The 26053-nt window shown below is 64.6% G+C and carries 24 protein-coding genes; 11 read left to right on the top strand and 13 right to left on the bottom strand.

Features of this window, described 5'->3' with window-relative positions:
- Nucleotides 1–42 precede the first annotated feature (42 nt).
- From PanNE5_RS12705 to PanNE5_RS12725, 5 genes are all read right to left on the bottom strand, one after another.
- Entirely contained in the window at nucleotides 43–774 is a 732-nt protein-coding gene (locus PanNE5_RS12705; protein ID WP_017232868.1) for a nicotinate-nucleotide adenylyltransferase, read from the bottom strand.
- Between the two features lie 13 nt (nucleotides 775–787).
- A complete protein-coding gene (hemF, locus tag PanNE5_RS12710) occupies nucleotides 788–1723 on the bottom strand; it encodes an oxygen-dependent coproporphyrinogen oxidase (protein WP_017232869.1) in 936 nt (311 codons plus the stop codon).
- Between the two features lie 125 nt (nucleotides 1724–1848).
- Entirely contained in the window at nucleotides 1849–2733 is an 885-nt protein-coding gene (locus tag PanNE5_RS12715; protein WP_261938079.1) for a mechanosensitive ion channel family protein, read from the bottom strand.
- Between the two features lie 303 nt (nucleotides 2734–3036).
- Nucleotides 3037–4314, bottom strand: coding sequence for a phosphoribosylamine--glycine ligase (purD, locus tag PanNE5_RS12720; RefSeq protein ID WP_261938080.1), 1278 nt, complete (start codon nucleotides 4312–4314; stop codon nucleotides 3037–3039).
- Nucleotide 4315: 1 nt separating this feature from the next.
- Entirely contained in the window at nucleotides 4316–5041 is a 726-nt protein-coding gene (locus tag PanNE5_RS12725) for a YebC/PmpR family DNA-binding transcriptional regulator (protein WP_017232872.1), read from the bottom strand.
- 467 nt (nucleotides 5042–5508) lie between these two features.
- Between PanNE5_RS12725 and PanNE5_RS12730 the strand changes: the two genes are divergently transcribed.
- Entirely contained in the window at nucleotides 5509–7005 is a 1497-nt protein-coding gene (locus PanNE5_RS12730; protein WP_261939841.1) for a DUF853 domain-containing protein, read from the top strand.
- A 118-nt stretch (nucleotides 7006–7123) separates the two neighbouring features.
- Nucleotides 7124–8059, top strand: coding sequence for a DMT family transporter (locus PanNE5_RS12735; protein ID WP_261938081.1), 936 nt, complete (start codon nucleotides 7124–7126; stop codon nucleotides 8057–8059).
- A gap of 53 nt (nucleotides 8060–8112) precedes the next feature.
- On the opposite strand, the gene upp is transcribed toward PanNE5_RS12735, so the two are convergent.
- Nucleotides 8113–8763 (bottom strand): uracil phosphoribosyltransferase, encoded by a 651-nt coding sequence (gene upp, locus PanNE5_RS12740; protein ID WP_017233957.1) that lies wholly within the window; start codon nucleotides 8761–8763, stop codon nucleotides 8113–8115.
- Between the two features lie 211 nt (nucleotides 8764–8974).
- Here upp and PanNE5_RS12745 point away from each other — a divergent pair, with 211 nt between their 5' ends.
- Genes PanNE5_RS12745 through PanNE5_RS12755 form a run of 3 tightly spaced genes read left to right on the top strand, consistent with a single transcriptional unit; the run spans nucleotide 8975 to nucleotide 11214 of the window.
- The gene (locus tag PanNE5_RS12745) at nucleotides 8975–9754 is read left to right on the top strand and encodes an SDR family oxidoreductase (protein ID WP_017233956.1); all 780 of its coding nucleotides are present in this window, start codon (nucleotides 8975–8977) and stop codon (nucleotides 9752–9754) included.
- A 19-nt stretch (nucleotides 9755–9773) separates the two neighbouring features.
- Nucleotides 9774–10187: a methylglyoxal synthase gene (locus PanNE5_RS12750; protein WP_017233955.1), complete on the top strand. Its 414-nt coding sequence runs from the start codon at nucleotides 9774–9776 to the stop codon at nucleotides 10185–10187.
- Nucleotides 10188–10239: 52 nt separating this feature from the next.
- Complete coding sequence (locus PanNE5_RS12755; protein WP_150562687.1) at nucleotides 10240–11214, top strand: quinone oxidoreductase family protein; 975 nt, start codon at nucleotides 10240–10242, stop codon at nucleotides 11212–11214.
- A gap of 133 nt (nucleotides 11215–11347) precedes the next feature.
- Here PanNE5_RS12755 and PanNE5_RS12760 read toward each other — a convergent pair whose 3' ends face one another.
- Together PanNE5_RS12760 and PanNE5_RS12765 are read right to left on the bottom strand one after the other, a co-directional pair.
- Nucleotides 11348–11638: a YkvA family protein gene (locus PanNE5_RS12760; RefSeq protein WP_017233953.1), complete on the bottom strand. Its 291-nt coding sequence runs from the start codon at nucleotides 11636–11638 to the stop codon at nucleotides 11348–11350.
- Nucleotides 11635–11952, bottom strand: a complete 318-nt coding sequence (locus tag PanNE5_RS12765) for a hypothetical protein (RefSeq protein WP_232424617.1) — start codon at nucleotides 11950–11952, stop codon at nucleotides 11635–11637. Before PanNE5_RS12765 ends, PanNE5_RS12760 begins: the two co-directional genes overlap by 4 nt.
- A gap of 35 nt (nucleotides 11953–11987) precedes the next feature.
- Here PanNE5_RS12765 and PanNE5_RS12770 point away from each other — a divergent pair, with 35 nt between their 5' ends.
- A complete protein-coding gene (locus PanNE5_RS12770; protein ID WP_261938082.1) occupies nucleotides 11988–13397 on the top strand; it encodes a gamma-glutamyl-gamma-aminobutyrate hydrolase family protein in 1410 nt (469 codons plus the stop codon).
- Between the two features lie 113 nt (nucleotides 13398–13510).
- Here the strand turns inward: PanNE5_RS12770 and PanNE5_RS12775 are convergent, their stop codons facing one another.
- On the bottom strand, nucleotides 13511–14671 hold the full coding sequence (locus PanNE5_RS12775; protein WP_017233951.1) for a porin: 1161 nt from the start codon (nucleotides 14669–14671) through the stop codon (nucleotides 13511–13513).
- Between the two features lie 832 nt (nucleotides 14672–15503).
- On the bottom strand, nucleotides 15504–16736 hold the full coding sequence (locus PanNE5_RS12780) for a sigma-54-dependent Fis family transcriptional regulator (RefSeq protein WP_157211460.1): 1233 nt from the start codon (nucleotides 16734–16736) through the stop codon (nucleotides 15504–15506).
- 181 nt (nucleotides 16737–16917) lie between these two features.
- Between PanNE5_RS12780 and PanNE5_RS12785 the strand changes: the two genes are divergently transcribed.
- Nucleotides 16918–17862: a LysR family transcriptional regulator gene (locus tag PanNE5_RS12785; RefSeq protein ID WP_017233949.1), complete on the top strand. Its 945-nt coding sequence runs from the start codon at nucleotides 16918–16920 to the stop codon at nucleotides 17860–17862.
- A gap of 26 nt (nucleotides 17863–17888) precedes the next feature.
- On the opposite strand, the gene PanNE5_RS12790 is transcribed toward PanNE5_RS12785, so the two are convergent.
- The 3 genes from PanNE5_RS12790 to PanNE5_RS12800 all read right to left on the bottom strand — a co-directional run bounded on the left by PanNE5_RS12790 (nucleotide 17889) and on the right by PanNE5_RS12800 (nucleotide 21644).
- Nucleotides 17889–18644, bottom strand: coding sequence for an SDR family NAD(P)-dependent oxidoreductase (locus PanNE5_RS12790; protein ID WP_261938083.1), 756 nt, complete (start codon nucleotides 18642–18644; stop codon nucleotides 17889–17891).
- A 102-nt stretch (nucleotides 18645–18746) separates the two neighbouring features.
- Nucleotides 18747–20609, bottom strand: coding sequence for a TRAP transporter large permease subunit (locus tag PanNE5_RS12795; RefSeq protein WP_051060184.1), 1863 nt, complete (start codon nucleotides 20607–20609; stop codon nucleotides 18747–18749).
- A gap of 15 nt (nucleotides 20610–20624) precedes the next feature.
- On the bottom strand, nucleotides 20625–21644 hold the full coding sequence (locus PanNE5_RS12800) for a TRAP transporter substrate-binding protein (protein ID WP_017233946.1): 1020 nt from the start codon (nucleotides 21642–21644) through the stop codon (nucleotides 20625–20627).
- A gap of 585 nt (nucleotides 21645–22229) precedes the next feature.
- On the opposite strand from PanNE5_RS12800, the gene PanNE5_RS12805 reads away from it, so the two are divergent.
- The 4 genes from PanNE5_RS12805 (at nucleotide 22230) to PanNE5_RS12820 (ending at nucleotide 25999) form a co-directional block, all read left to right on the top strand.
- On the top strand, nucleotides 22230–23396 hold the full coding sequence (locus tag PanNE5_RS12805) for an acetyl-CoA acetyltransferase (protein ID WP_017233945.1): 1167 nt from the start codon (nucleotides 22230–22232) through the stop codon (nucleotides 23394–23396).
- 82 nt (nucleotides 23397–23478) lie between these two features.
- Nucleotides 23479–25056: an acyl-CoA synthetase gene (locus tag PanNE5_RS12810; protein WP_254440925.1), complete on the top strand. Its 1578-nt coding sequence runs from the start codon at nucleotides 23479–23481 to the stop codon at nucleotides 25054–25056.
- Nucleotides 25053–25589 (top strand): hypothetical protein, encoded by a 537-nt coding sequence (locus tag PanNE5_RS12815; protein WP_026131953.1) that lies wholly within the window; start codon nucleotides 25053–25055, stop codon nucleotides 25587–25589. The genes PanNE5_RS12810 and PanNE5_RS12815 overlap by 4 nt, the downstream gene beginning before the upstream one ends.
- Nucleotides 25586–25999, top strand: a complete 414-nt coding sequence (locus PanNE5_RS12820) for a PPC domain-containing DNA-binding protein (RefSeq protein WP_017233942.1) — start codon at nucleotides 25586–25588, stop codon at nucleotides 25997–25999. The genes PanNE5_RS12815 and PanNE5_RS12820 overlap by 4 nt, the downstream gene beginning before the upstream one ends.
- Nucleotides 26000–26053: the final 54 nt, after the last annotated feature.

Raw genomic sequence — 26053 nt, forward strand, 5'->3', positions numbered from 1 at the left:
CAGGGAGCGCCGAAGCGGCGACCGGGTAAGGGCCAAGGGCCGTCAGGCGCGATACAGGTGTTGCGCGCGGATGTAATGCCACACGGATTCGGGCAGATTCGCCGGGGGCGTGGCCGCGTCTCGCGCGTGCGCCAGCGTGGCGCGCAACTCGGTGGCGGAGATGTCGACAGCCAGTGAGTTGTCGATCAGTATGCCGCCGCATGGCGTGGATTGTACCCCGAGCGCGGACTTTTCCCGTTCGGCGAAGACTTGGCGCAGTTCTGAGGAGGCGGTGGCCCAGCGGAAACCGGGTCGCGCGGCCGCGCAGACGTGCGCGTAGTCGAACAGCTCGCGCCAGGCGTGCCAGGTATCCAGGCGCACCAGTTGGTCGGAGCCGATAAGCAGCGAGAGCGAGACCTGCGGGCCCAGGTCACGGCGCATCTCGCGCAGCGTATCGACGGTGTAGCTCGGCCCGGCGCGCTCGATCTCGCGCGTGCTGACGCGCAACCGGGTGGACGGTTGCGTGCGCGCGAGCGCTGCGGCGAGTTGCTCCGCGGCGAGGCGTGTCATAGCCAGACGATGTTCGGCCGCGGTGCTGCCTTGCTTTTGCGGCTGCTGGCCGGCTGGCATCAGGATCAGTTCGTCGAGGGCGAGTGTGCGCGCGAACAGTGCGCCGAGCGCGAGGTGCCCGGTGTGAATCGGATCGAACGTGCCGCCGAGCACGCCGATGCGCCGGATCGGACTGGCGGGCGACGGATGCGTGGCGTCGTGCCCAGTAGCGGAGGAGACGGTCATTCGCGGCCGGCCTTCACACCCACTCGCGGCGCACGAGGAAGTCGGTATAGAGCTTCGCTTCCGGGGTGTCCGGCTCGGGCTTCCAGTCGTAGTGCCATTTCACGATCGGCGGCATCGACATCAGGATCGATTCGGTGCGCCCCCCCGATTGCAGGCCGAAATGGGTGCCACGGTCCCAGACCAGGTTGAATTCGACATAGCGGCCACGCCGGTGGGCCTGGAAATCCCGTTCGCGCTCACCGTAGGGCATGCCGCGACGGCGCTCGACGATCGGGACATAAGCGTCGAGGAAGGCATCGCCCACACTTTGCATGACGGCGAAGCCCGTGTCGAAACCGCCGCCCGAGAAGTCGTCGAAGAAGATGCCGCCGATGCCGCGCGGCTCCTGGCGATGCTTCAGGTAGAAGTACTCGTCGCACCACGTCTTGAAACGCGGATACCACGCGGTGTCGAACGGATCGAGCGCGTCCTTGCAGGTCTGATGAAAGTGCCGGCAGTCCTCTTCGAACGGATAGTACGGCGTGAGATCCATACCGCCGCCGAACCAGAACGCGGGCAACTGGCCGGGAGCCGTGGCGATCAGAATGCGCACGTTGAAGTGCACAGTCGGGCAGTACGGATTGCGCGGATGCAGCACGAGCGAGACACCGAGGGCTTCGAAGCCACGCCCGGCCAACTCCGGGCGGGAGGCGCTGGCCGAACCTGGCAGCTTGTCGCCGACCACATGAGAGAAGTTCACGCCGCCGCGCTCGAAGAAGTCGCCATCGTCGAGCACGCGGGTGCGGCCGTCCCCGCGCAGTGCGCTATCGGCCGGACGTTGCCAGTCGTCGGCGAGGAAGCGTTTGCCGTCGAGGCGCCCGAGCGTTTCGACAATGCGGTCCTGAAGCCCGAGCAGATAAGTTCGCACTGCGCCCGTATCCGGCGCCGGTGCGGCGTCTTGCGCTGTCATTCTGTGACGTCCCGATGCGTGGTAATAACCGCGATTGTACCGGCAGCCACGCGGTCGGGGGCAGGCCGACGCGGCAAACGGTGGCGCCGAATGCCGCCCGAATGACCTGCATCAAGCGTTGGCGGTCACGGCGCTGGCGCGTTGGGCAGAGGACTGGCCGCTGGCGCGCCGCCCGCGGGCGCAATGGGCATGCCTTTGCCAGGGTCGCCCGGCGGCGGCATGAGGATCTGACGCGGCGCCGGCACCGGCCATTGAGCCATGCCACCCACCTCGGCGATGGCCCGGTTGGTATCGAAATATACCTGCCAGTAATCGCGGTTGTGGCAGTACGGACGCACCGCGAGCACCGGCCCGGCGGGATTGAATTCGAGAATCACCACATCGATCGCGGGCGTGCTCATCACGTTCGGGATCTGCGCGATGCGTGCCTTCAGGCGCGTTATCGCGTCCTGCACATCGACCGTGTGGGCGAGCTGCGCCGTCAAGTCGACGCGGCGAAACGCGTTGGCGTCGTACACCGTAATGTTGTCGCCGAAGACCTTCGTGTTGCCGACGTACACCCGCAGATTGTCCGCCGTCGTGAGCGTGGTGACGAACAGGCCGATCTCGTCGACCACCCCGGTCACGCCGCCTGCGCTGATCATGTCGCCGGTCTTGAAGGGGCGCAGCACGATGAGGAAGATGCCGGAGGCGAAGTTCGACAGGAGTCCGGACCAGGCCGCCCCGATGGCGATGCCGGCGGCGGCGAGCAGCGCGGCGAACGAAGTCGTCTCGATGCCGCAGACACTGAGGATGGAAATGATCAGCGCAATGCGCAAGGCGATGCGCAGCGTCGATTCGGTGTAACGAACGAGGGTGGGATCGATGGCCCGGCGAGTCATGGCGCTGCGCACGAGCCGCGCCACCACATTGATGACGATACCGCCGACGATCCAGATGACGACGGCCATCACAATCTTCAGGCCGAACGGCATCAGATAATCGTTGACCAGCTTGTCGAGATCGAACATGTAAGTCTCCGTCGAGCGAGGGTCTGTCGGGAAAACTGTATGCATTCCGCCGGGGCTGGCCGGACGCGCGGTGGTGACGCACCCGCGCCGTGTCAGCGTGCCAACTTGCTCCGCGCTTGTCAATCGCGACGCCGTGACGGCATTCGCGGTCGTGGTGCTGCCAGAACGGCCGCTAAAACGCCCGCCAAAACGACAACGGCCCGGACGACATGACGTCTCCGGGCCGTAGCACAACGATTTGGCGCTTCAAGGTCTGCCTTCAAGCGTGGCCGACCTGACGCCCGTTGCCTGACTTCGGCGGGCTTACTCCGGTTTGCGCGCCAGTGCGCGGTTGCCGATATCGTGACGATACTGCATACCGTCGAAATTGATTTGATTGACGGTCTGGTACGCCACGCTCTGCGCGCCGCGCACGGTGTCGGACAAGCCAACCACGCACAGCACCCGCCCGCCCGTCACCGTCAGCACGTCGTTCTCGAGCTGGGTGCCCGCGTGGAACGTGACGCATTCGGCGGTCTCGGCCGGCACGTCGGAGATTCGGTCACCCTTGCGCGGCGTGTCCGGATAGCCGTGCGCCGCGAGCACCACGCCCAGCGCATAACGGCGGTCCCAGTCGAGTTCGACCTTGTCGAGCGTGCCCGCAATCGCGTGCTCGACCACGACCGAAAAGTCGCCCTTCAGGCGCGCCATGATCGGCTGCGTTTCGGGGTCGCCCATGCGGCAGTTGAATTCGAGCGTCTTGACGTTGCCTTGCGCGTCGATCATCAGACCGGCGTACAGGAAGCCCGTGAAGCGGATGCCGTCGGTTTCCATGCCGCGCACGGTTGGCAGAATGATCTCGCGCATCACGCGCGCATGGATCTGCGGCGTGACGATCGGTGCGGGCGAATACGCGCCCATGCCGCCGGTATTGGGTCCCTGATCGTGATCGAGCAGGCGCTTGTGATCCTGCGACGTGGCGAGCGGCAGCACGTTCTTGCCGTCGACCATCACGATGAAGCTGGCTTCCTCGCCTTGCAGGAACTCCTCGATCACCACGCGGGCACCGGCGTCGCCGAGCTTGTTGTCCGCGAGCATCATGTCGACGGCGTGATGCGCTTCGTCGAGCGACATCGCCACGACCACGCCCTTGCCTGCGGCGAGGCCATCTGCCTTGATGACGATCGGCGCGCCCCTGGCGTTGATGTAGGCGTGGGCGCTGGCCGCGTCGGAGAACGTTTCGTAATCGGCGGTGGGAATGCCGTGGCGCTTCATGAACGCCTTGGCGAAGTCCTTCGACGATTCGAGCTGCGCCGCTTCCTTCGTCGGGCCGAAAATCTTCAGGCCACGCGCGCGGAAGATGTTGACGATACCGGCGGCGAGCGGCGTTTCGGGGCCGACCACGGTCAGCGCGATGCCTTCGCGCGCGGCGAACTCGGCGAGCACGTTCGGATCGCTGATCGGGACATTGCGCAGGCGCTCGTCGAGCGCCGTGCCGCCGTTACCCGGGGCGACATAAACCAACTGAATACGAGGCGATTGGGCAAGCTTCCACGCCAGCGCGTGTTCGCGGCCGCCCGAGCCGACAACCAGAATCTTCATCTTATTCCTCGATGACGGCGTTGGTGAATACTTCCTGCACGTCGTCGAGGTTTTCGAGCGCGTCGAGCAGCTTTTGCATCTTCACGGCGTCTTCGCCAGTGAAGACCACTTCGGTTTGCGGTTTCATCGTGACTTCCGCGACTTCGGCCTTCAGACCGGCCGCTTCAAGCTTGGCCTTCACGGCCTGGAAGTCGTTCGCCGGGCAGATGACTTCGAAGCTGCCGTCGTCGTTGGTGATCACGTCGTCGGCACCGGCGTCGAGCGCCACGTCCATCAGCTTGTCTTCCGGCGTCTCCGGCGCGAACAGGAACTGGCCGCAGTGGGTGAAGAGGAACGCCACCGAGCCGTCGGTGCCCATGTTGCCGCCAAACTTGGAGAAGGCATGGCGCACTTCGGCGACGGTGCGCACGCGATTGTCCGTCATGGTATCGACGATCACCGCGGCGCCGTTGATGCCATAGCCTTCGTAGCGGATTTCTTCGTAGTTGGCGCCGTCAAGACCGCCAACGCCGCGATCGATCGCGCGCTTGACGTTGTCCTTGGGCATGTTCGCGTCGGCAGCCTTTTCCACGGCCAGGCGCAGGCGCGGGTTGCTGTCGACGTCGCCGCCGCCCAGGCGTGCGGCCACCGTGATTTCCTTGATCAGGCGTGTCCAGACTTTACCGCGCTTGGCATCTGCCGCCGCTTTCTTGTGTTTGATGTTGGCCCATTTGGAATGACCCGCCATGAATTTCTCCGTCGTGCCGCGCTGTGCGGCGAAGTAGCCTCTGCCGGCCAGCGCAGTGCGGCGCGGCCAACCATTGAAACAGGCGCGCCCGCCACCACTGGGGGCGCGGGCGCGAATTGCCGAATCGCCTCGTTGGCGCCCATGGGTCGTGTCGACCCATCGGTCCCCCCGTCGTTTCGGGGCCAGGGCAGTCCGAGCGGCATCGTGCCGCTATAATCGGAGGCAATTTTATCATGCCGCCGCACCGTGCCACGGGTGTTTGCTGCGCCGTGTCACGAGCCACGCTGCGTCTACCGCCGAGGTCTCTCATGCCCCAGAAGCCCGTGCCGCCGCAAGCCTCGTCGCTTGCCGCTTCCTCAACGGCATCCCCGCCCGCCTCCACCGGGGCTGCGAGCCCTGCCGGCGACCCCGGCGAACGGCTTCTCATCGCACGCAACGACCAGCACGTTCTTGGCCTGCTGCCCGCCATGGGCAATCGCCACGGGTTGATTACCGGGGCCACCGGCACGGGCAAGACCGTCACGCTCCAGGTCATGGCACAGGCCTTCTCCGACATCGGCGTGCCCGTGTTCCTCGCTGACGTGAAAGGCGATCTGACGGGCATCGCGCAGCCCGGCGCCGAAACGCCCAAGCTTAAGGAGCGCATGGCCCAGTTCGGCTTCGAAACGCCCGACTGGCATGGCAGCCCCGCCACACTTTGGGATGTGTTCGGCGAGCAGGGCCACCCGGTGCGCGCAACGGTCTCCGATCTGGGTCCGCTGTTGCTCTCGCGGCTGCTGGGCTTGAACGAGACGCAGACCGGCGTGCTCAATCTCGTCTTCAAGATTGCCGACGACAACGGCCTTCTGCTACTCGACAGCAAGGACCTGCGCGCGATGCTCCAGCACGTGGGCGAAAACGCCTCGACCTTCACCACGCAGTACGGCAACATCTCGGCCGCGTCGGTCGGCGCGATCCAGCGCGGGCTGCTCACGCTCGAGCAACAAGGCGCCGACAAGTTCTTCGGCGAACCGATGCTCGATATCGACGACTTCATGCAGACCGACGCGCAAGGGCGCGGCATCGTCAACATTCTCGCGGCGGACAAACTGCTGGCCGCGCCGCGCATCTACGCCACCTTCCTGCTGTGGCTGCTCGCCGAGCTGTTCGAGCGTCTGCCGGAGGTGGGCGATCCCGACAAGCCCAAGATCGTGTTCTTCTTCGACGAGGCACATTTGTTGTTCAACGAGGCGCCGAAGCCGTTACTCGAGCGGATCGAGCAGATGGTGCGGTTGATTCGTTCGAAGGGCGTTGGCGTGTACTTCGTGACGCAGAATCCGGTCGACGTACCGGACACCGTGCTCGGTCAGTTGGGCAATCGCGTGCAGCATGCGCTGCGGGCGTATTCGCCGCGCGATCAAAAGGCGGTCAAGGTGGCGGCGCAGACAATGCGCGCCAATCCGTCGCTCGATATCGAAACGGTGATCGGCGAGCTGGGCGTGGGCGAAGCGCTGGTGTCGTTGCTCGACGAGAAGGGGCGTCCCGCCGTGACGGAGCGCGCGTACATCGCGCCGCCGGCTTCGCGCATCGGACCGATTACCCCGCAGGAGCGTGCAGCGCTCATCGCCGCGTCGCTCGTGGCTGGCGTGTACGAAAAAACGGCGGATCGCGAGTCGGCTTACGAAGTGCTGGTCGGGCGCACCCGGACGCGCCAGGGCGACGTGCCGCCCGCCTCAGGCGGAGGGGCGGTGCCGCAGGCGCCGGACGCGCCGCCGACCACCGGCGAAACGGCCGGCGGTGGCCTGCTCGACGCGGTCAGGGACTCGCTCGGCGGTTTGCTGGGCGGTGCGGGCGGCTCGCGGCGCAAGGATACGGTCGTCGAAGCGATGGTCAAGAGTACGGCGCGCACCATCGGTAGCCAGTTGGGCCGCGAAATCGTGCGCGGCGTGCTGGGCAGCATTCTCGGCGGCAGCAGGCGGCGATGACCGGGCTTGTCTGCCGCCGCGACAACACCCCCGTCCGACGATCGGTGGCGAGTGGCGCACGCCTTGCCACTGACGTATCGCCGGCACCGCCTCCCCTACATCGAACGCTCGTCCCCTCATGTCGCTGAAATCTTCGCTGGAACCGGTGCGTACCGGTGTCGCCCACGACCCGTTGTGGCTGCGCGCCGCGCCGCTGATTTTTTTGTTTCTCTGGTCGGTCGGCTTTACCGTCGCCAAGATCGGCCTGACCTATGCCGACCCGCTCACGTTCCTCGCGCTTCGCTACGGGCTGGTGCTTGTTCTGCTCGCGCCGCTGGCCCTCGTCATGCGCCCGCCATTGCCGAAGACCGTGGCCGCCTGGGGCCATCTCGTCGTCATCGGTCTGCTCATTCAGGCGCTGTACTTCAGCATGACGTATCTGGCGCTACGCCTGGGCGTGTCGGCCGGCAGCGTGGCGCTGATCACCTCGCTGCAACCGATTCTCGTGGCGCTGGCCGTGCCGCACCTGGTGGGCGAGCGCGTGAGCGGGCTGAACTGGGTCGGACTGGTTCTGGGGCTGGCGGGGGCGGCGCTGGTCATTGTGGCGCGCTCGGCGGTGGAGGCGACTTCCGCGCTGGGGCTGGTACTGACGTTCGTGGCGCTTGGCGCGATCACGTGCGGCACGCTCTACGAAAAGCGCTTCGGCGTGGGCCAGCACCCGGTTACGTCCAATCTGGTGCAATACGCCGTGGGCTTCGCGGCGACGCTGCCGCTCGCCGCATGGCTGGAGCCGATGCACATCGAATGGACGTGGCAGCTCGGCGCGGCGCTCGTCTACCTCGTGATCGGCAACTCGATCGTCGCGATTTCGTTGCTGCTGGCGATGATCCGGCGTGGCGAAGCGTCGCGTGTCTCGGCGTTGTTTTTCCTGGTGCCGCCGTCAGCGGCGCTTGCTGCGTGGCTCATGGTCGGGGAGCACATGCCGCCGCTCGCGTGGGGAGGGATGGGGCTGGCAGCCGTTGGCGTGGCGATGGCCACGCGGCGCCCGGGCCGGGGACGCCGGGGAGAGCGGTAGGGCGGGGAGGGTCGCCCCGGCACCGGCGGGCCGGGGCGTGAGAGCCGCCTGCGTCAGTTCTTGGTGCCGAACAGGCGGTCGCCCGCGTCGCCCAGACCCGGAATGATGTAGGCGTGATCGTCCAGACGCTCGTCGAGCGACGCGACATACAGCTTCACGTCCGGATGCGCGTCATGCAGCACCTTCACCCCTTCGGGCGCGGCCACCAGGGCGAGAAACGCGATGTTTTCCGAAGCCACGCCGCGCTTGCGCAGCACGTCCACGGCGTGCACGGCCGAATAGCCGGTCGCCACCATGGGGTCGCACAGGATGAAGCGGCGCTCGGCGATATCCGGCAGGCGCACGAGATATTCGACCGGACGATGCTGCTCGTCGCGATACACGCCAATGTGACCGACGCGTGCCGACGGCACCAGATCGAGCAGGCCGTCGCTCATGCCCACGCCGGCGCGCAGCACCGGCACGATCGCGAGTTTCTTGCCCGCGATGACGGGCGCGTCCATGGCGACCATCGGCGTGTCGATGCGCTCGGTCGTGAGCGGCAGGTCGCGCGTGATCTCGTAGCCCATGAGCAAGGTGATCTCGCGCAGCAGGCCGCGAAACGTGCGTGTCGAGGTTTCCTTGTCGCGCATGTGCGAGAGCTTGTGCTGGATCAGCGGGTGATCGCAGATAAAGAGATTCGGGAAGCGGAGATCTTGTTTCATGGCTGGCAATCTGGGGCAGGGCCGGTGTGGCCCGCATGGCCGCGATTTTATCCGATGCGGGCGCCGTCGGTCCGGGTTTCGCTGTCGGCCCGTGCCGATTGCCCAAGCGATTGCCCCCATAAAGCGGCGCGCGCACGATTCCCTTAGAATCGCTGCAAGACGGCGGTGTCACCGCCGTTGTCCAACGTGTCACTTGTCTTGAAGGCTGAACATGGATCTGGGAATCAAGGGGCGCACCGCGCTGGTCTGCGGCGCGAGCAAGGGGCTGGGGCGCGCGTGCGCGCGGGCCCTGGCCGAAGCGGGCGCGAACGTCGTGATCGTCGCGCGCACGGCGCAGACGCTCAACGCGGCGGCCGACGAGATTCGCGCGGCCACGGGCGTGAGCGTGACCGCCGTGGCCTGCGACATCACCACGCCAGAGGGGCGCGCGCAGGCGCTGGCGGCGTGCGGACAACTCGACATTCTCGTGACCAACGCGGGTGGCCCGCCGCCGGGTGACTTCCGCGACTGGCAACGCGACGACTGGATTCGCGCGCTCGACGCGAACATGCTCACCCCCATCGAACTGATCAAGGCGTGCGTGGACGACATGATGGCACGCGGCTTCGGCCGCATCGTGAACATTACGTCGTCGGCCGTGAAGGCGCCCATCGACATTCTCGGGTTGTCCAATGGCGCCCGCTCCGGGCTGACGGGGTTCGTCGCAGGACTGGCGCGCACGACCGTTGGGCACAATGTGACCATCAACAATCTACTGCCGGGCGCTTTCGATACCGACCGCCTCGCGGCCACCCTGCAGGCATCGGCGACCAAGAGCGGACAGACGGTCGAAGAAGTCCGCACCAAGCGGGCTGCCGCAATTCCGGCCCGCCGTTTCGGGCAGCCCGACGAGTTCGGCGCGACCTGCGCGTTTCTCTGCAGCGCGCAGGCGGGCTACATTACCGGACAGAACGTGCTGATTGACGGTGGCGCGTACCCGGGCACGTTTTAACCTTTTTGAGATCGCTTCAATGACTGTATCGACGGTACCCAGCGTCCGGATTGCGCTCATCGCGCACGACAAGAAAAAAGACGACATTCTGGCGGTGGCGCATGACTACGTCGACGTGCTGCGCCAGTGCAAGCTCGTCGCAACGGGCACGACGGGCGGACGCATCGCCACCGAGCTTGGCCTGGACGTCGAGCGCATGCTCTCCGGTCCGCACGGCGGCGACCTCCAGATTGGCGCGCAACTGGCGGAGGGGCGTGTCGACATGGTGCTGTTCCTGCGCGACCCGATGACGCCGCAACCGCACGAACCGGATATCAACGCCCTCGTGCGGGCGTGCGACGTACACAATGTGCCGTGCGCGACCAACAGCGCCACGGCGCGCATGCTGCTCGAGCAGTTGATCGTGCGTCTGGCCGCGCAGCCGGTGGCGTGACGCCGAGAACCGACAGTTCACAACACACTTCACACGAGTGAGAGGAGCGAGGATGACCAAGGCAATTCGCATCGAACAGAATGGCGGCCCGGAAGTGATGAAGTATGTCGACGTCGAAGTGGGCGACCCTGGGCCGGGCGAGGCGCGTGTGCGCCACAACGCCGTCGGGCTGAACTACATCGACGTGTATTTCCGCACCGGCCTGTATCCGCAGCCGCTGCCGGCCGGTCTGGGCATGGAAGCGGCCGGCGTGGTCGAGGCCGTGGGCGAAGGCGTGACACTCGTCAAGGCGGGCGACCGTGTCGCCTATGCCAGCCGTCCTTGTGGCGCCTACTCGCAGGCCCGCGTGATGCCGGTGGCCTCGCTCGTGCGTCTACCGGACAGCATCAGCGACGATCAGGCCGCCGCGATGATGCTGCAGGGCATGACCGCGCAGTACCTGTTGCGCCGCACCTACCCGGTCAAGGCGGGCGACACGATCCTCATCCATGCGGCCGCTGGCGGCGTGGGGCTCATCGTGTGCCAATGGGCCAAGGCCTTGGGCGCGACGGTGATCGGCACGGTCGGCTCCGATGAGAAGGCGGCGCTCGCGCGCCAGCATGGCTGTGACCATCCGATCGTCTATACGCGTGAGAATTTCGTCGAACGGGTGAAGGAGATCACGAGTGGCGAAGGTGTGCCGGTCGTCTACGATTCCATCGGCAAGGACACGTTCATCGGCTCGCTCGACTGCCTGCGGCCGCTGGGCATGATGGTGAACTTCGGGAGCGCGTCGGGGCCCGTCGCGCAGATCAACACGGCCGACCTTGTGTCGCGCGGCTCGCTGTTCTTCACGCGACCGACGCTCTTCAGCTACACGGCCAAGCGGGCCGACCTGGAAGCCACGGCCAACGACCTGTTCGATGTCGTCGCCAAGGGGGCGGTCAAGATCGAGGTCAATCAGCGTTACGCATTGGCCGACGTGGCCCAGGCCCATCGCGATCTCGAGGCGCGCAAAACCACCGGGTCGACGTTGCTCATGCCCTGAGTGGGGGCGAATGACGCTAACGCCAGCAGGCATCAATGCGATGTGCTCCCGGACGCCGGACGCTGGTCCAACGTTCGGGGAGACTCGGCCAAGGTCCGTTGCTCATGGCCGACGGCGTCGTCAACGTCCCGACTCAGGCTCGCTGCCTGAAGCCGTGGGCGCCGTGGGCGCGCGCATCCTCGCGCACCTCCTCGGGCAAACGGTTGATGAGCCAATGCGCGACCAGCCCGATCACCACGACATCGTCGAGCAGGCCGAAGATGGGCACAAAGTCCGGAATCAGATCGAATGGACTGACTAAATAGACGGCGAGCAGCGCCAGCGCGGGCAGCAACCAGCGCGGGCGGCGCGGATCGCGAGCCGCGTGCCAGAGAACCCGGAAATCGTGGCGCGCAACTTGCCACAGACGCAGAAAACGCTTCACTTGCAGGCTCCTGAACGAATATCGCCGCCGAATGTGGCAGGTGTCTTCATTGTATTGATGGAAACGTCGCTCATTGATTCTTTAAGTTGTCGCATCGCGCGCTTATCTCTCTGCCGTGCTGCATCGCCCGTAGCGTGCGGGCTCATACGCACGATGCGTGATATTGTGGTTCGACCCCGCCGAGGCGGGGTGGTTTCATCGTACATCGAGTCCTGTCCGGTGCCGGGGTGCCGGATCTGGCGGTCGATCGGCTTTCCCGGTTGCGGCAGGATCAGGCCGGCGGGATAATTTGCCAGCCGCAGTGGTCCATCCATTTTTCCCCCTTCGCGGACGCCATCCAAACGCCACCATGACTGACGCTCAAGATCCGAAATCGCCGCAGCCGTCGCCGCCGTCGAATAAGCCAGAGTCCGATACGAGCAAGAGCGCAACGCCACCGCAGACGCCGCCGTCCACCGACGCCGGTACGTCGCCAACGCCGGCCTCGCAGGGCGCGTCCGAGTATGTGGAGCCGCCGACAACGGCGACGTCTCATGCGACGGCGAAACCCGTTGCGGGCACGGCCGAGGCTTCGGGCAACATGCCAGCGAACCCCGACACGCTCACGCGTCCGGCGCCCGCGCCCGAGGCGCCGCCAGGGGCTCCTGCCTCGGCGACGAGCCCCTCAGTTCAGGCGTCTGCAGCCGAAGTGGCCGCCGACCGTAATCCGATTGGCACGCCGGCGCCAAAGCCGAGCGAAGCGACCAGCGTGCCCAGCAGCGTCGGTGGCACGGGCAGTGAGACTGCGACCGGCCGTGCCGGCAGCGACGAGCCGGCGCATCAGCCGACATTCGGCCCAGGTGCCGCGCGTCCTGGCAGCCCTGCCTCGATGGGCACCCAGCCGTCGTACCTGCAGGCGGGCGATTCGCCGTGGTCGGTGCTGCGTCGTATCACGTCGGCACGATTTCGCGCGTGGTACGACCGCGCGGGGCAGCGCATCACGCAGCGCACCCTGAAGATCGGCATTTCAGCGCGCATCTTTCATCCGGAGCCGGGGTCGAAGGGGCTGCGCAGCAAGACGCTTCAGTACCTCGAAGAGTCGATCGCGCACTGGGTGATGTCGCGCGATGTGCTGGTGTTCATGATTCCCACGGTCGACACGCAGGGGCTGCTGCACCCGAGCCATATCCGTCTGCACGATTACGCGAAGCATCTCGACGGACTGGTGTTGCAGGGCGGGGCGGACGTCTCGCCGCACAGCTATTCGGAAGTGGCGACGCGCCACGAATGGCAAGGCGATCGCATGCGCGACATGTACGAACTCGAATTGCTGCATGAGTTCGTGGAGCAGGGCAAGCCGATTCTCGGTGTGTGTCGAGGCTGCCAGCTCATCAACGTGGCATTTGGGGGCACGCTGCACCAGGACATTGCTACGGATCTGCCCGACGCGATCCCGCACGTGACCGATACCTACGAACACAACCGTCACACGCTGACGTTCCCCGAGGGGTCATCGCTCGCGCAGATGCTGGGGCCGGTCGACGTGCCGATCGTCAACTCGATCCATCACCAGTCGGTGAGAACGCTTGGGCGCGACCTGAGTGTGGAGGCGGTGTGCTCGGAAGATGGGGTGGTGGAAGCCATTCGCTATCGCAAGGCGCCGTTCGTGATGGGGCTGCAATGGCACCCGGAATTTCACCGGGCGGGTGGGCCGGAGTATCTCGATTGCACACCGGTGCTCGACAACTTCCTGCGCGCTGCGCGCGAAACGCGGTTCTGATTGGGCTTCTGATCGCACCGCGATCGACGCAATGAAAAATGGGCAGCCGCGAGGCTGCCCATTTTCATGTCAGGCGCACCGGCATCATGCCGCCGGTGTGCGCGCCGCGTCGATTAGAAGCGGTGACGGATGCCCGTGCCCACAACGGTTTGCGAGCTGGTCGACGACATACCGCCGGCAGCGCCGACACCGGCTTGGAGGCCCGTGCCTTCGTTGTCGGAGATGTGCTGGTACGAACCGGTCAGGTACACATCGGTACGCTTCGACAGACGGTAGTCGGCTTGCAGCGTCACGGTGTGGAACTTCGGCTTCTTGTCCGTCGAATCTTGCTTGGCCATCGTGTACGTGTACGCGGCGGACAGCGAGACTGCCGGGGTCAGCATGTAGCGACCGTTGACTTCGAAGTTGTCGAACTTCAGGCCGTCGTTGCCGAAGGCAACTGCGGTGCTGTTGAAGTTCAGGCCGGTCAGGCCTTGGAGTTGCGTGTGGGTGTACACCAGGCCGACGGTTGCCGGGCCGAAGGCGTAGTTACCACCGATACCCCAGACGCGTTGCTTCGAGGCGCTGAACACCGAGTCGCCGCCAGTCGACGTGTCGACTGCGCCGCTGGTGTTGTTGGCGCCCGTGTTGCCTTGGCGTTCCAGGTAGGCAGCGGCCACGGTCAGCGGGCCGTTCGCGTAGTTCACGCCGGCGCTGAAGGCGCGGTTGTTGGCGAAATCGCCAGCCTTGTTCGAGAAGCCATACAGGCCGCCGAAGGTCAGGCCGTTGTAGTTGGCGCTCGAGTACTTGACCGAGTTGTTCACACGGAACGAGTTGTTCGTGTTGTCGTTATCGTACGGGTGCGCTGCGATCGTGCCGCCGAACGACGAACCGTTCAGGGTCAGCGGTGCCAGGTAGTCAACCAGCGAGTCGTATTGACGGCCGATCGTCACCGAGCCGAACTTGTCGTTCTGCAGGCCAACGAAAGCCTGACGACCGAACATGCGGCCGTTTTGGCCCGAGGTGCCGTTGTTGATCGAGAAGCCGTTTTCCAGCACGAAGATGGCCTTGTTACCGCCACCCAGATCTTCCGCGCCCTTCAGGCCCCAACGGCTGCCGTTGATCAGGCCGCTCGTTGCGCGGAAGTTCTTCGAACCCGAAGCCGTCGAGGTCGTCGAGTTGCTGGTGTAAGCGACGCCAGCGTCGATCAAGCCATACAGGGTGACGCTGCTTTGCGCTTGGGCGCTCGCGGAGAACGCGCCGACAACGGCAGCGGCAAGAAGAGTTTTTTTCATGGTTTAAGCTCCAGTAACGTGACACGAATCGCAGAATTCGCGTGTAAACAGAACGCGGCGAAACAGAACATGTCGAGGTGACGGTTTGTCATTCGCGGACCCGATCAAGTATCGGCACTGCTCTGTTGACAGGGGGCAGTGTATGAGTGAGCGAGACCCGCGCCTATTTCAGAATCCGCAAGAATCTATTTCAGATACGGGAAGAATCCGCCGAATGTGCCGAAAAGCGTTGTCCAATAAGGGATTGGCTTGATTAAGCCTAGGCGATAAATGACCACGCAAGCGACGTGTGTTGCGCTTGGGACACAGTGCAGAGGGCAAGCGGCATCGCTCGCGAAGCATTGCCAGCACTGGATCTACACGCGACATGGGGCAAGGCGTTAAGTTCCAGCGACACGTGATCTCCGCGATGGCGATCATTGACCCACGTCACGCGCCGAACGAAATAATGCCTTCGATAAAGGTACCTTCCGTTGCACGATCGGTGAGGTTTTGTGATGGCTATACGGCGAGGTGTAGGGGGGCGGTGCGGGTAGACGTCATGATCGCGTCATTGCGCGTACTGAAGCACACGCGATGAGGAAAATCCGAGATGCCGACAGGCGTGAACAATTGACTCGCGCCAAAAAGTCATTTGTTGATAGCGTTTTACGGACTATTGCGAGTCGCCGAATAATGCATTGCGCCGAATGATGAGAATGATTCGGGAGGCCAGACCCTATACTACGTTCCGCGAGAAGTAGACTTTTGCGTTGAGTGAAAAGTCTCCAAACCTTGGCGCGGCCTCATTGGCCGCGCTTTTTTTTGTCTGCGTTTTTTGCCGCGTGTTCGGCTACGCGTAATGGCTCGCGCCGAGGGCGTCGCCGCAATCGCGCACGTGCGGAATGCGCAACTGCTTGAGCTTGCGATACAGCGACGCCCGGCAGAAGCCGAGGGTGCGTGCCGCTGCGGAAATGTTCCAGCGGTGTTGCGCGAGCGCCTGCAGAATGCGGTCGCGCTCTCGGTGGTCGTGCGGCGATGCCTGCGCACTTGCTTCGTTCGGGGCGGCGACGGGGCTCGACGCCACAACATCTCGCGCTTCCAGGGCACGCATCGCGACATTGCCATCCACATTGCGCGCCGGCGACGGCATGACAAGCTCTGGCGGCAGGTCGTCCATCTCCAGCATATTGCCAGCCATTACCGCGCACGCGTAACGCAACGCGGCGCGCATCTGGCGCAGATTTCCCGGCCACGCGTGGGAGAGCAGGCACGCCAAGACGTGCGGCGCTACGCGAGCCAGTGCCTGATCAGCGCGCAATCCCGGCCACTCGTCGCATAGCATGCGCGCGATCAACTCGCGCTTGTCGTCGCGCTCGCGCAGTGTCGGCAGCGTGAGTACACCCACGGCGATGCGGTAGTAAAGATCTTCGCGGAACGTGCCCTGTGCCACTGCACCGGCGAGATCCTGATGCGTGGCGCAGATGAGCTGAACGTTGACGGGCACCGGGCGACTCGCGCCCAGCGGCGTGACTTCCTGCTCCGAGAGCACGCGCAGTAGCCGCGTTTGCAGCGCATAAGGCATGTCTCCGATTTCGTCGAGGAACAGCGTGCCGCCGTCTGCCTGCTGCAACTTGCCTTTCATTCCGCCGGGCAGGGCGCCCGAAAACGCGCCGCGCTGATAGCCGAACAATTCGCTCTCGACGAGATGTTCCGGCAGCGATGCCGTATTGATCGCGACGAACGCTTGCGCGCGCCGCGCGCTGTACTCGTGCAGCGCGCGGGCCAGAAACTCCTTGCCCGTTCCCGTCTCGCCGAGGATCAATACCGGCAGTCCGCGATCGACGAAGCGCTTGCCGCGCGAGAGCAACGCGCGCATTCGGGCGTCGGTGCCGCACAGATCGTCAATGGCGAGATAGTCGGGGCGCATCTGAGGTGCGGCGGCGGGGGCGGCCGGTACCCGATGGATGCGCTCGGCGAGCGCGGTGACGTGGCTGAAGGCGGTACTGGCAGTGGCGGCGCCGAGGGGGGCGGCGGGGCCGACAGGTCGAGCGGGGGCTGACGCTACAGCAAGGTGAGCGGGCATGACTTGTCTCCTTCTCGTATCGGTACGAAAGGGCGCCGTCGGTGGCTTGTGGCCTGGCGATTCCTGACGTCTCTTTATGTCGCAGCCAGCTCGGGTGGCCAACCGCTGATGCAGGATACGACTGCCCAGTCATAACATCCAATACAATATAGATGCGCCATTAATACCTTTGGGGTATCAGATGATTGAGCTGCGCCATTTCCAGTACTTTGTGGTGCTCGCCGAGACCCTTCACTTCGGCCGAGCCGCCCAGCAATTGCATATCTCCCAGCCGCCGCTGTCGCGCCAGATTGCGCTGATGGAAGCAGAGCTGGGTGTGCAGCTTTTCGAGCGAACGCGCCGCAGCGTGCGCCTCACGCGCGCCGGCACTCGCCTTTATCAGGACGCGGTGGAAATTCTCAACTCGGTCGATCGGGCGCGCCGCAACGTCGTGGCGGCGAGCCGGGGAGAGGATGGCGCGATCACCGTCGGCTTCATGATGTCCTCGGCGTACAACATCCTGCCCGCGCTCACGCGCACGTATGCCGCCGCATATTCGCGCGTCGACATGAAATTGGCGGAAACGTTACCGAATCTGCTCGCCGAATCCGTGCGAGCTGGGCAGACCGACGTCGGCATCATGTATCGCCCCGAAGACCTGACCGGGCTCGATACGGCGACCGTGTTTCGCGAGGAGATGGTGGCGGTGCTCCCACGCACGCACCCGTTGGGGAAGGCGCGGGTGCTCGACGCCGCGCAACTGGCCGAAGAGTCGTTCGTGAGCATTCCGCGTGAAATCGCGCCGCTTGTCTATGACCTGGTCGTCGACCATTGCCGTCGCGCGGGATTCTCGCCGCATATCCGGCTCGAAACCAACCTGCAGCAGACCATCATCAACCTGGTGGGCGAAGGGCTGGGCGTGGCGATGGTGCCGATGTCGATGAGCAGCACGAGCGCGTTCGGCAATGCGGTTTTCAGACCGTTGCGCAACGCCCCGGTGGCGGAAGTGGCGCTACTGTGGAGCCGCGACAATCACAATCCGTGCGTCGAGACGTTTGTGGAGAACGCGCGAGCGGTGTGGCGCGACATGCAGCGCGCGCCGGGCGCTCGGCTGGTGCCCGATGGGCCGGACACCAGCGCGCGCTGAAGGCGGCGCGAGAGACAAGCGGGACGTCAGATTTCCAGAATGCCGGCGGCCACGAAGCCGCCGTCGACCGGCAGGATATGGCCGGTCACATACGAGGCATCGTCCGACGCGAGAAAGCTCACGGCGCCAGCGATCTCACGCGGCTGCCCATAGCGGCCGAGCGGTGTCGTCTCCGTGTAGTGGCGACGCGAAATGTCGGAATGCAGTGCCTGCGTGAGCGGCGTGTCGACGGGACCGGGAGCGATCGCGTTGGCGGTGATGCCGAACGGTGCCAGTTCGATGGCCATCTGACGCGTGAGCCCGATGACGGCGGCCTTCGACGTGCCGTAGGCGGTGCGTCCGGCGCTGGCCAGAATGCCCGCCACCGACGCCAGATTGACGACGCGCCCCCAGCGTTGCTCACGCATAAGTCGTGCGGCGTGCTGCCCGCACAACAGCGTGCCCGTGAGGTTCACGGCCATGACCTGATGCCAGTGATCGAGTGGGTAGTCGAGAAACGGAAACGTCTTGGCGATACCGGCATTGTTCACGAGCACGTCGCAGCGGCCATGGCGCTGCGCAATCTTTGCGAAGCCGTCGGCAATCGACGCCGCGTCGCCCACATTCATGCCCAGCGCCCACGCCGTGCCGCCCGCCGCGCTCAGTTTCTCCGCCGTTTCGGCGGCGGCGCCTTCGTTCAGGTCGGCGACCACCACGGTCATGCCGTCATTCATCAATCGTTCGCAGATGGCGGCACCAATGCCCATTCCGCCGCCCGTCACCACCGCCACTTTCCTCATCATAATACGGACTCCTAAATGTAATGATTTTTACAGTCCGGGCTCCGCCGCCCGCAGTGCGGCGGAGCCCGTCGGTGAGATTGCGAAACCGTTAGCGGATTTGCGTTACTTCAGAAAGCCGATCGAGATCCAGGGGACGAGTACCACGAGCAGCAATGCGATGAACAGCGCGCCCATGTAGGTCCACATCCGGTTGAAAACCTTGTCGGGCGATGTCTTGCCGATGGCGCACGCAGCGTAGAAGCCAACGCCCAGCGGCGGGGCGAACAGTCCCATGCCCATCGAAAGAATTACGACCATCGCGTAATGCACGTCATGAATGCCCAGGGAGCGTGCCACCGGGAACAGCAGCGGTCCGAACAGCACGATGGCCGGAATGCCTTCGAGCACGCTGCCCAGGATGATGAACACGACCATCGAGATGAGCAGGAAGCCGACCTGACCGCCGGGCATGCCATGCATCAGACTGACCAGCGCGGCGGAGAACCCGGATTGCGTGAGCGCCCAGGCCATGGCCGTGGCCATGCCGATAATCAGCAGGATCGCGCCGGAGAGCGCGGCCGTTTCCGTCAACAGCGGATACAGACGTTTGAAGTTCAGGTGCTTCTTGAATGCATGCACGATCAGGCCGATCACGACCGTGTAGGCGATACCGACGGTCGAGACTTCGGTGGCCGTGGCGGCCCCCTCGATCACGGCCGTGCGGATGAGAATCGGCAGGGCGAGCGCCGGCAAGGCCACGATGAACGTCTTGCCGATCACGCGCCACGGCGCGCGGCGGGCCGCACTCGGCGCTTCCTTGCGCGAACGTGCGAAACACACCACGACGATGGCCAGCGTTGCGATGACCGCGGGCAGCAGGCCGCCGACGAAGAGCGAGGTGATCGACACACCGCACACGGCGCCGATCGTGATGAGCACCAGGCTCGGGGGGATCGTCTCCGTCATGGCGCCGGTCGACGAGAGCAGCGCCACGAGATCTTCCGGCTTCGAGCCGCGTCGCTGCATCTCGGGGAAGAGCGCGGGCGCGACGGCCGCCATGTCGGCCGCTTTCGATCCGGAAATGCCCGAGACCAGGAACATGGCGCCGAGCAGCACATATTGCAGGCCACCGCGCACGTGCCCGAGTAGCGCGGCCATGAATTCGATCAGGCTGCGTGCCAGCCCGCTCATTTCGATGAGCGCGCCGAGCAGTACGAACAGCGGCACCGACAGCAGGATGAGGCCTGACATTCCTTCGTCCATGCGGCTGACGACGATCTGCAGCGGGGCGTCGGTCACGAGCGCCAGATACGCCAGTGTTGCCGTCCCGAACGCAAACGCAATCGGAATGCCGCCGGCCACGCAGACGCCGACGATCAGCACGAAGAACACCAGCAGGTTGTAATTGCCCATGGCGATGAGCGCGGGGCGCCCAAGCCAGAGCGCGGCACCCAGCGTGGCCACGACCAGCACACCGAGTCCGAGCTGGCGCAGGCTCGAACAGCGCGCCAGGCGCGAGACGGCGGCAATGAGCATCAGCACCGCGCCCACGGGCAGGGCCGCGGCGCGCAGCCCGTCGGGAATTTCCAGCGCGGGCGTGGTGATGTCCATCTGCTCGATGGCATGCGAATACGCGGGCACGATAATGAGTGCGACGAATACGCAAACCGTGAGCGCGGCCATGGTCTGAAACCAGTCACGCCATGCCGCCGGGAGTTTGTTGACGATGGCGGACAGCCGCATGTGCTCGCCCCGGTCGAGCGCGAGCACGGCACCGAGCATCGATAACCAGATGAACAGGATCTGTGCCAGTTCGTCCGACCAGGTGAGCGGATTGTCGAACCCATAACGCGAGATCACCCCCGCGAGCAGGATGAGCGTCTCGGCCACCACCAGCAGCACGGCAACCGCTTCGGTGACTTTCATCACCGCGCGGTTGACGTGGCAGAAGAGGCGGGCAAGCGCGTGCGTCGGCTCGGCCGTCATCGTCAACGTTTCCATTTACGCAAGCTTCCCGGTGTACTTTTCGAGCATCGACCACGCCTCATCGCCGAACTTCTTGTGCCATTCGGCATAGAATCCGGCGGCGCGAAGCTTGTCGCGGAACTGCTCGTTGTTCGGTGCATTGAACACGAGGCCCTTCTGCTTGAGTTCGGTCGTCACGCTGTCGTTGAGCTTGCGCACATCGTCGCGTTGCGCGAGCGCGGCGGCGTTCACGTTGGCGGTGACGATCGCCTGCAGGTCCTTCGGCAGTTTGTCCCACTTCTGCTTGTTGCCAAGGAACCAGAAGCCGTCCCACATGTGGTTCGTCATCGACACGTACTTCTGCACTTCGTACAGCTTGGCCGTGGTCAGAATGGCCAGCGGATTTTCCTGGGCTTCGACGATGTGCGTCTGCAGGGCCGAATACACTTCGGAGAAGTTGATCGACGTGGGCGCGGCGTCGAAGGCGCGGAACATCGACGTCCACAGCGGGCTCGTCGGCACGCGGATCTTCAGGCCCTTGAGGTCGGCCGGCGAATTGATCGGGCGGCTGCTGGTGGTGATCTGGCGATACCCGTTTTCCCAGATCTTGTCGAAGGCGAACACCGAGGTCTTTGCGATCTGGCTGCGTACGTGGGCGCCCAGGTCGCCATCCATCGCGGCCCATACCTGACCGTAGTCCTTGAACGCGAAGCCCACGCCGGAGATCTGCGCCGAGGGCACGAGCGTGCCGAGAATCAGCGGCGAGAGCGTGAAGTAGTCGATGGCGCCCGAGCGAACCTGGCTCAGCATGTCGCTGTCGCTGCCCAATTGATTGTTCGGGTAAATCTGGAAGTCGATGCGACCTTTCGACTGCTCCGCAATCTTTTGCGCCATCTCTTTGGCGCGAACGTTCATCGGGTGGCTGACGGGAAGATTGTTGGCGAACTTCAGCGTGAATTCGGCAGCGTGCGCTTGCGTCTGATACAAGCCCGTGGCGGCGGCGGCCGACGTGGCGGCCACGACTTTGATGAAGTGGCGGCGATCCATGTTGCTCATACTGCATGTCTCCTGTTTTTAGGTTTGGTGACTGCGTCTGAAGCGCGAGGTGGGCGGACGTGTTGCCCTGCAACGCCTCGGCCATCTCGTAAGGCGAGCGTGAAGTGGCTCGCAAGTGGCTTGGCTATCTTACGCAAATCGAGTGCCAGATCGTCGTTCGAACGGGAAAACCCTTACGTTATTAAGGATTGTTGACCTCCCGCGCCGCGGACATTGTTTGGTTGGCCGACAGATCGTGCGACACCTGTCGCATCGGCCGCCCGTGCTGCGACACCTGTCGCATGCGGCAGGCGACAACGATGCGACAGGTGTCGCTGGGTTTCAGGTACGAGATATCGCGTTGCGGTGCAGCAAACAGCGCTGACCCGGCGCGCCGACAAATTCGCTTGATGGGCCATCGACGGCGGCTTTACGCTTACGTCAACGGCGAGTGCGCCACGCACGCGAACGCGGCGAGGAGGACGCAACGAGACGGCGATGGAGCGCGGGCGCTCGTGCGCCACGCACGGCGGGGCTGTGCCGCACAGGTCTGGCATTGAAATTGCTCACCGGAGCGGGATGACCTCATTTTTCCGGAGACACTTCATGGTTGCTGCATGCCTCACCGGCTGGGCCCACTCCCAGTTCGGAAAACTCGATAACGTCGATGCCGAAGTCCTGTTGGCCGATGTCGCCCAAGCCGCGCTCGACGACGCGGGTCTCGCGCCCGAGCAGATCGATTCCATTCACGTCGGCACGTTCAACGGTGGCTTCCTGTACCAGGACTTTCCGTCGTCGCTCGTTTTCAATCGCATTCCTGGACTACGTTTCAAGCCGGCCACGCGCTACGAAAATGCGTGCGCAACGGGGTCGGCGGCCGTGCACGGCGGTTTGCAGTCCATCGAGGCGGGCAAGGCCACCCACGTGCTCGTGATCGGGTTCGAGAAGATGACCGAATTGGCGACGCCGCAGGTTGGCGAAGTCCTGCTCAAGTGTTCGTATGCACGCGAAGAGGCCGACATTCCGGGCGGCTTCGCAGGCGTGTTCGGCACGATCGCGCAGGCCTATTTCGATCGCTATGGCGATCAGTCCGATGCCCTGGCAGGCATCGCGGCGAAGAACCATCGCAATGGGTCGGTGAATCCTTACGCGCATATGCGTCGCGACTTCGGTTACGACTTCTGCCGCAACGTCTCCGAGAAGAATCCGTTCGTGGCCGGGCCGCTCAAGCGCACCGATTGCTCCATGGTGTCCGACGGCGCGGCGGCGCTCGTGATCTCGAAGGCCGACGTGGCGCGCACGATGCCCAAGGCGGTCGGTTTTCGCGCGGCGGTGCAGGTCAACGACTACCTGCCGCTCTCGCGGCGCGATCCGCTGGCGTTCGAAGGCGGCCAGCATGCGTGGCGTCAGGCATTGGGGGTAGCCGGTGTGTCGTTGAAGGATCTGTCGCTGGTCGAGACGCATGATTGCTTCACGATCGCTGAGCTGATCGAATACGAGGCGATGGGCCTGGCCAAACCGGGGCAGGGTGCGAGTCTGGTCGCCGAGGGCGTGACGGAGAAGAACGGTCTGCTGCCGGTCAACCCGTCGGGGGGCCTGAAGGCGAAGGGCCATCCGGTCGGCGCCACGGGCGTGTCGATGCACGTGATGGCCGCGATGCAACTGACGGGGACCGCGGGCGAGATGCAGATTCCCAACGCGCGGCTCGCGGGCGTGTTCAACATGGGCGGTGCGGCAGTGGCCAATTACGTGAGCATTCTCGAAGCGCGCTGATGCTTCGCTTGAACGGTGGTGAGGCAGGCTGCCCGGCATTTGCCGGGCGGGACTGAGCGAAATGAACGAGGAGACGAGCGACATGCTCAAGAAGGTCATGAATCTCGGCCGCCTGCTGGCCGACGTTGCCCGACGTCATCCGGACGAGCCCGGCCTGATCGTCGGCGACAAGGTCAGCACATGGGGCGAGATCGATGCGCGCGTGAACGCCGCCGTCGATGCGCTGCGCAAACTGGGCGTGGGCAAGGGCGACAAGCTGCTGGTTCACTCGCGCAACAACCTGCCCATCTTCGAGAGTGCATGGGTCGCCTTTCGACTGGGCGCGGTGTGGGTGCCGACGAACTTCCGTATTACCGCACCGGAGGCGGCGTACCTGGGCCAATCGAGCGGTGCGTGCGTGATGATCTACGACGCTGGCTTCGAGGGGCACGTCGACGCCGTGCGCGCCGCATCGCCCGCGTTGCGCCATGTGATCGCGCTGGGCGAGCCACGCGCAGGGGAATTGCATTACGAGACGCTGGTCACGGAACATCAAGGCGCGCCCGGCTACGAGGCGGAAGTCGAGTACGAAGATCCACTGTGGTTCTTCTATACGTCGGGCACGACCGGGCATCCGAAGGCGGGCGTGCTCTCGCATGGGCAGATGGCGTTCGTCGTGACGAATCACCTGGCCGACCTGATGCCCGGCATCACCTATCGCAGCCGCTCGATGGTGGTGGCGCCGCTCTCGCACGGTGCGGGCATTCACGCCATCGTCAATACGGCGCGTGGGGCGGCCAGCGTGCTGCTGCCGGGCGAGAAGATGGATGCCGAACAAGTTTGGCAGGCGATCGAGCGTCATGGCGTCGACAACATGTTCACGGTGCCGACCATCGTCAAGATGCTGGTCGAAGACCCGGCCGTCGATCGCTACGACCATCGCTCGCTGCGGTTCGTGATTTACGCCGGGGCGCCGATGTATCGCGCCGATCAGAAATATGCGCTGCGCAAGCTGGGGCGGGTGCTGGTGCAGTACTACGGGCTGGGCGAGGTGACGGGCAACATCACCGTGTTGCCGCCGTGGCTGCACACCGATGACGACGACGCACCCGACGCGCGCGTGGGCACCTGCGGCGTGCCGCGTACCGGTATGGAGGTGGCGATTCTCGACGAGCGTGGCGAGCGTCAGCCGCCGTTCGCGTCGGGCGAGATCTGCGTGCGCGGTCCGGCGGTCTTCATGGGATATCACAATAATCCGGAGGCGAATGCCAAGGCGTTCAAGGACGACTGGTTTCACACAGGCGATCTCGGACACGTCGATGCGCAGGGGTTCCTGTACATCACGGGCCGCGCGTCGGACATGTACATCTCGGGCGGCTCGAACGTCTATCCGCGCGAGATCGAGGAAGCGTTGCTCACGCACCCGGCCGTGTCGGAGTGCGCGGTGCTTGGCGTGCCCGACCCCAAATGGGGCGAGAGCGGGCTTGCCGTGGTGGTCGCCCGGGAAGGCATGGCCGCTCAGGCCGATGAACTGCTCGGACATCTCGAAGCGCGTATCGCCCGCTACAAGTGGCCGCGGCGCTTCGTATTCTGGAATGCCATGCCCAAATCGGGCTACGGCAAGATCGTGAAGAAGCAAATCAAGACGATGCTCGAAGAGCAAGGAGACTATCGACTATGAAACCTGCGCTTTCACGGATCTATCGACATGCAGGCGCCCCCACGTTACCCCGTGTGGAAGACTGCGTGTTGAGCGGGCAGCACGAACTGCGCGTCACGATCCGGTCGGGTGCGAATCTCGGCGAGTCCTTACGCGAAGCGTTATCCCGCTATGCGTATGGTGGCGGCGTCGGCCGTTTCTGCGCGGGCACCGCGCGAGGTCTGCGGTATCACATGATCGAGACCACCGCCGACGCGGAGCGTCCCTTTGGCTATGGGGCACCGGTCGACGAAATCCGGGAGGTGGATCTGATCGGTGGCGCGATCACTGTGGGCCGCACGGCCGACGGCGCCACGCTGCTGCATTGCCATGCGGGATTTTCCGACCCGAGCGGCGAGTTGCATGGCGGCCATCTGATTCTCGATCACACGTGGGCCGGCGACGAGCCGGTCGTGATTCGCCTGTGTTTGTTCGAGCGCGGCGGCTACGTGAGCGCGGATGACGAGGAGACGCGTTTCCGTCTGCTGCATCCCATCGCGGGAGATCTCTCATGAGCGCCGAACTGGATATCCCGGTCGACATCGAGAACGGCACGCTGGGCAGGTTGGTCGTGGCGCGTCTCAAACCCAATCAGGACTTGACGGAAAGCATCGAAGCGCTGTGTGTGGAGCATGCCATCTCGCGCGCCATCGTGCGCGGTGCCGTGGGAAGCCTGATCGACGCGCGGCTGGCGTTTCGCGCGGGCGACGGCTGGCGCGAACAGCGGGTGAGCGGCCCCGGGGTGGAAATCCTCAATGTGTTCGGTGAGGTCGACGTACGGCCCGAAGCCGTGAGCGAGCTTCCCACGCTGCACGGGATGGTCGCCGATACCGACGGGCGCATGTTCGCCGGGCGCTTCGTGCGCGGCGGCAACCTCTCGTTCATCACCATTGAAGTGACGCTGCAGGAGTGGTTGCCCGCATAGGGGGCGTAGGCATCGATCAGGGCAAGGCAAACGGGGAGTCTTCGGACTCCCCGT

It is taken from the genome of Pandoraea sp. NE5, assembly GCF_024363545.1.
In the GTDB taxonomy this organism is placed as follows: domain Bacteria; phylum Pseudomonadota; class Gammaproteobacteria; order Burkholderiales; family Burkholderiaceae; genus Pandoraea; species Pandoraea cepalis.

Excerpts from the sequence above, each read along its gene's own strand:
- PanNE5_RS12750 (WP_017233955.1), top strand. The coding sequence starts at position 9,774 with ATGACTGTATCGACGGTACCCAGCGTCCGGATTGCGCTCATCGCGCAC.
- PanNE5_RS12755 (WP_150562687.1), top strand. The coding sequence starts at position 10,240 with ATGACCAAGGCAATTCGCATCGAACAGAATGGCGGCCCGGAAGTGATG.
- PanNE5_RS12745 (WP_017233956.1), top strand. The coding sequence starts at position 8,975 with ATGGATCTGGGAATCAAGGGGCGCACCGCGCTGGTCTGCGGCGCGAGC.
- PanNE5_RS12765 (WP_232424617.1), bottom strand. The coding sequence starts at position 11,952 with ATGGATGGACCACTGCGGCTGGCAAATTATCCCGCCGGCCTGATCCTG.
- PanNE5_RS12795 (WP_051060184.1), bottom strand. The coding sequence starts at position 20,609 with ATGACGGCCGAGCCGACGCACGCGCTTGCCCGCCTCTTCTGCCACGTC.
- PanNE5_RS12705 (WP_017232868.1), bottom strand. The coding sequence starts at position 774 with ATGACCGTCTCCTCCGCTACTGGGCACGACGCCACGCATCCGTCGCCC.
- PanNE5_RS12805 (WP_017233945.1), top strand. The coding sequence starts at position 22,230 with ATGGTTGCTGCATGCCTCACCGGCTGGGCCCACTCCCAGTTCGGAAAA.
- PanNE5_RS12780 (WP_157211460.1), bottom strand. The coding sequence starts at position 16,736 with ATGCCCGCTCACCTTGCTGTAGCGTCAGCCCCCGCTCGACCTGTCGGC.
- PanNE5_RS12810 (WP_254440925.1), top strand. The coding sequence starts at position 23,479 with ATGCTCAAGAAGGTCATGAATCTCGGCCGCCTGCTGGCCGACGTTGCC.
- PanNE5_RS12770 (WP_261938082.1), top strand. The coding sequence starts at position 11,988 with ATGACTGACGCTCAAGATCCGAAATCGCCGCAGCCGTCGCCGCCGTCG.
- hemF (WP_017232869.1), bottom strand. The coding sequence starts at position 1,723 with ATGACAGCGCAAGACGCCGCACCGGCGCCGGATACGGGCGCAGTGCGA.
- upp (WP_017233957.1), bottom strand. The coding sequence starts at position 8,763 with ATGAAACAAGATCTCCGCTTCCCGAATCTCTTTATCTGCGATCACCCG.
- PanNE5_RS12785 (WP_017233949.1), top strand. The coding sequence starts at position 16,918 with ATGATTGAGCTGCGCCATTTCCAGTACTTTGTGGTGCTCGCCGAGACC.
- PanNE5_RS12820 (WP_017233942.1), top strand. The coding sequence starts at position 25,586 with ATGAGCGCCGAACTGGATATCCCGGTCGACATCGAGAACGGCACGCTG.
- PanNE5_RS12725 (WP_017232872.1), bottom strand. The coding sequence starts at position 5,041 with ATGGCGGGTCATTCCAAATGGGCCAACATCAAACACAAGAAAGCGGCG.
- purD (WP_261938080.1), bottom strand. The coding sequence starts at position 4,314 with ATGAAGATTCTGGTTGTCGGCTCGGGCGGCCGCGAACACGCGCTGGCG.
- PanNE5_RS12735 (WP_261938081.1), top strand. The coding sequence starts at position 7,124 with ATGTCGCTGAAATCTTCGCTGGAACCGGTGCGTACCGGTGTCGCCCAC.
- PanNE5_RS12800 (WP_017233946.1), bottom strand. The coding sequence starts at position 21,644 with ATGAGCAACATGGATCGCCGCCACTTCATCAAAGTCGTGGCCGCCACG.
- PanNE5_RS12815 (WP_026131953.1), top strand. The coding sequence starts at position 25,053 with ATGAAACCTGCGCTTTCACGGATCTATCGACATGCAGGCGCCCCCACG.
- PanNE5_RS12715 (WP_261938079.1), bottom strand. The coding sequence starts at position 2,733 with ATGTTCGATCTCGACAAGCTGGTCAACGATTATCTGATGCCGTTCGGC.
- PanNE5_RS12775 (WP_017233951.1), bottom strand. The coding sequence starts at position 14,671 with ATGAAAAAAACTCTTCTTGCCGCTGCCGTTGTCGGCGCGTTCTCCGCG.
- PanNE5_RS12730 (WP_261939841.1), top strand. The coding sequence starts at position 5,509 with ATGGGCAATCGCCACGGGTTGATTACCGGGGCCACCGGCACGGGCAAG.
- PanNE5_RS12790 (WP_261938083.1), bottom strand. The coding sequence starts at position 18,644 with ATGATGAGGAAAGTGGCGGTGGTGACGGGCGGCGGAATGGGCATTGGT.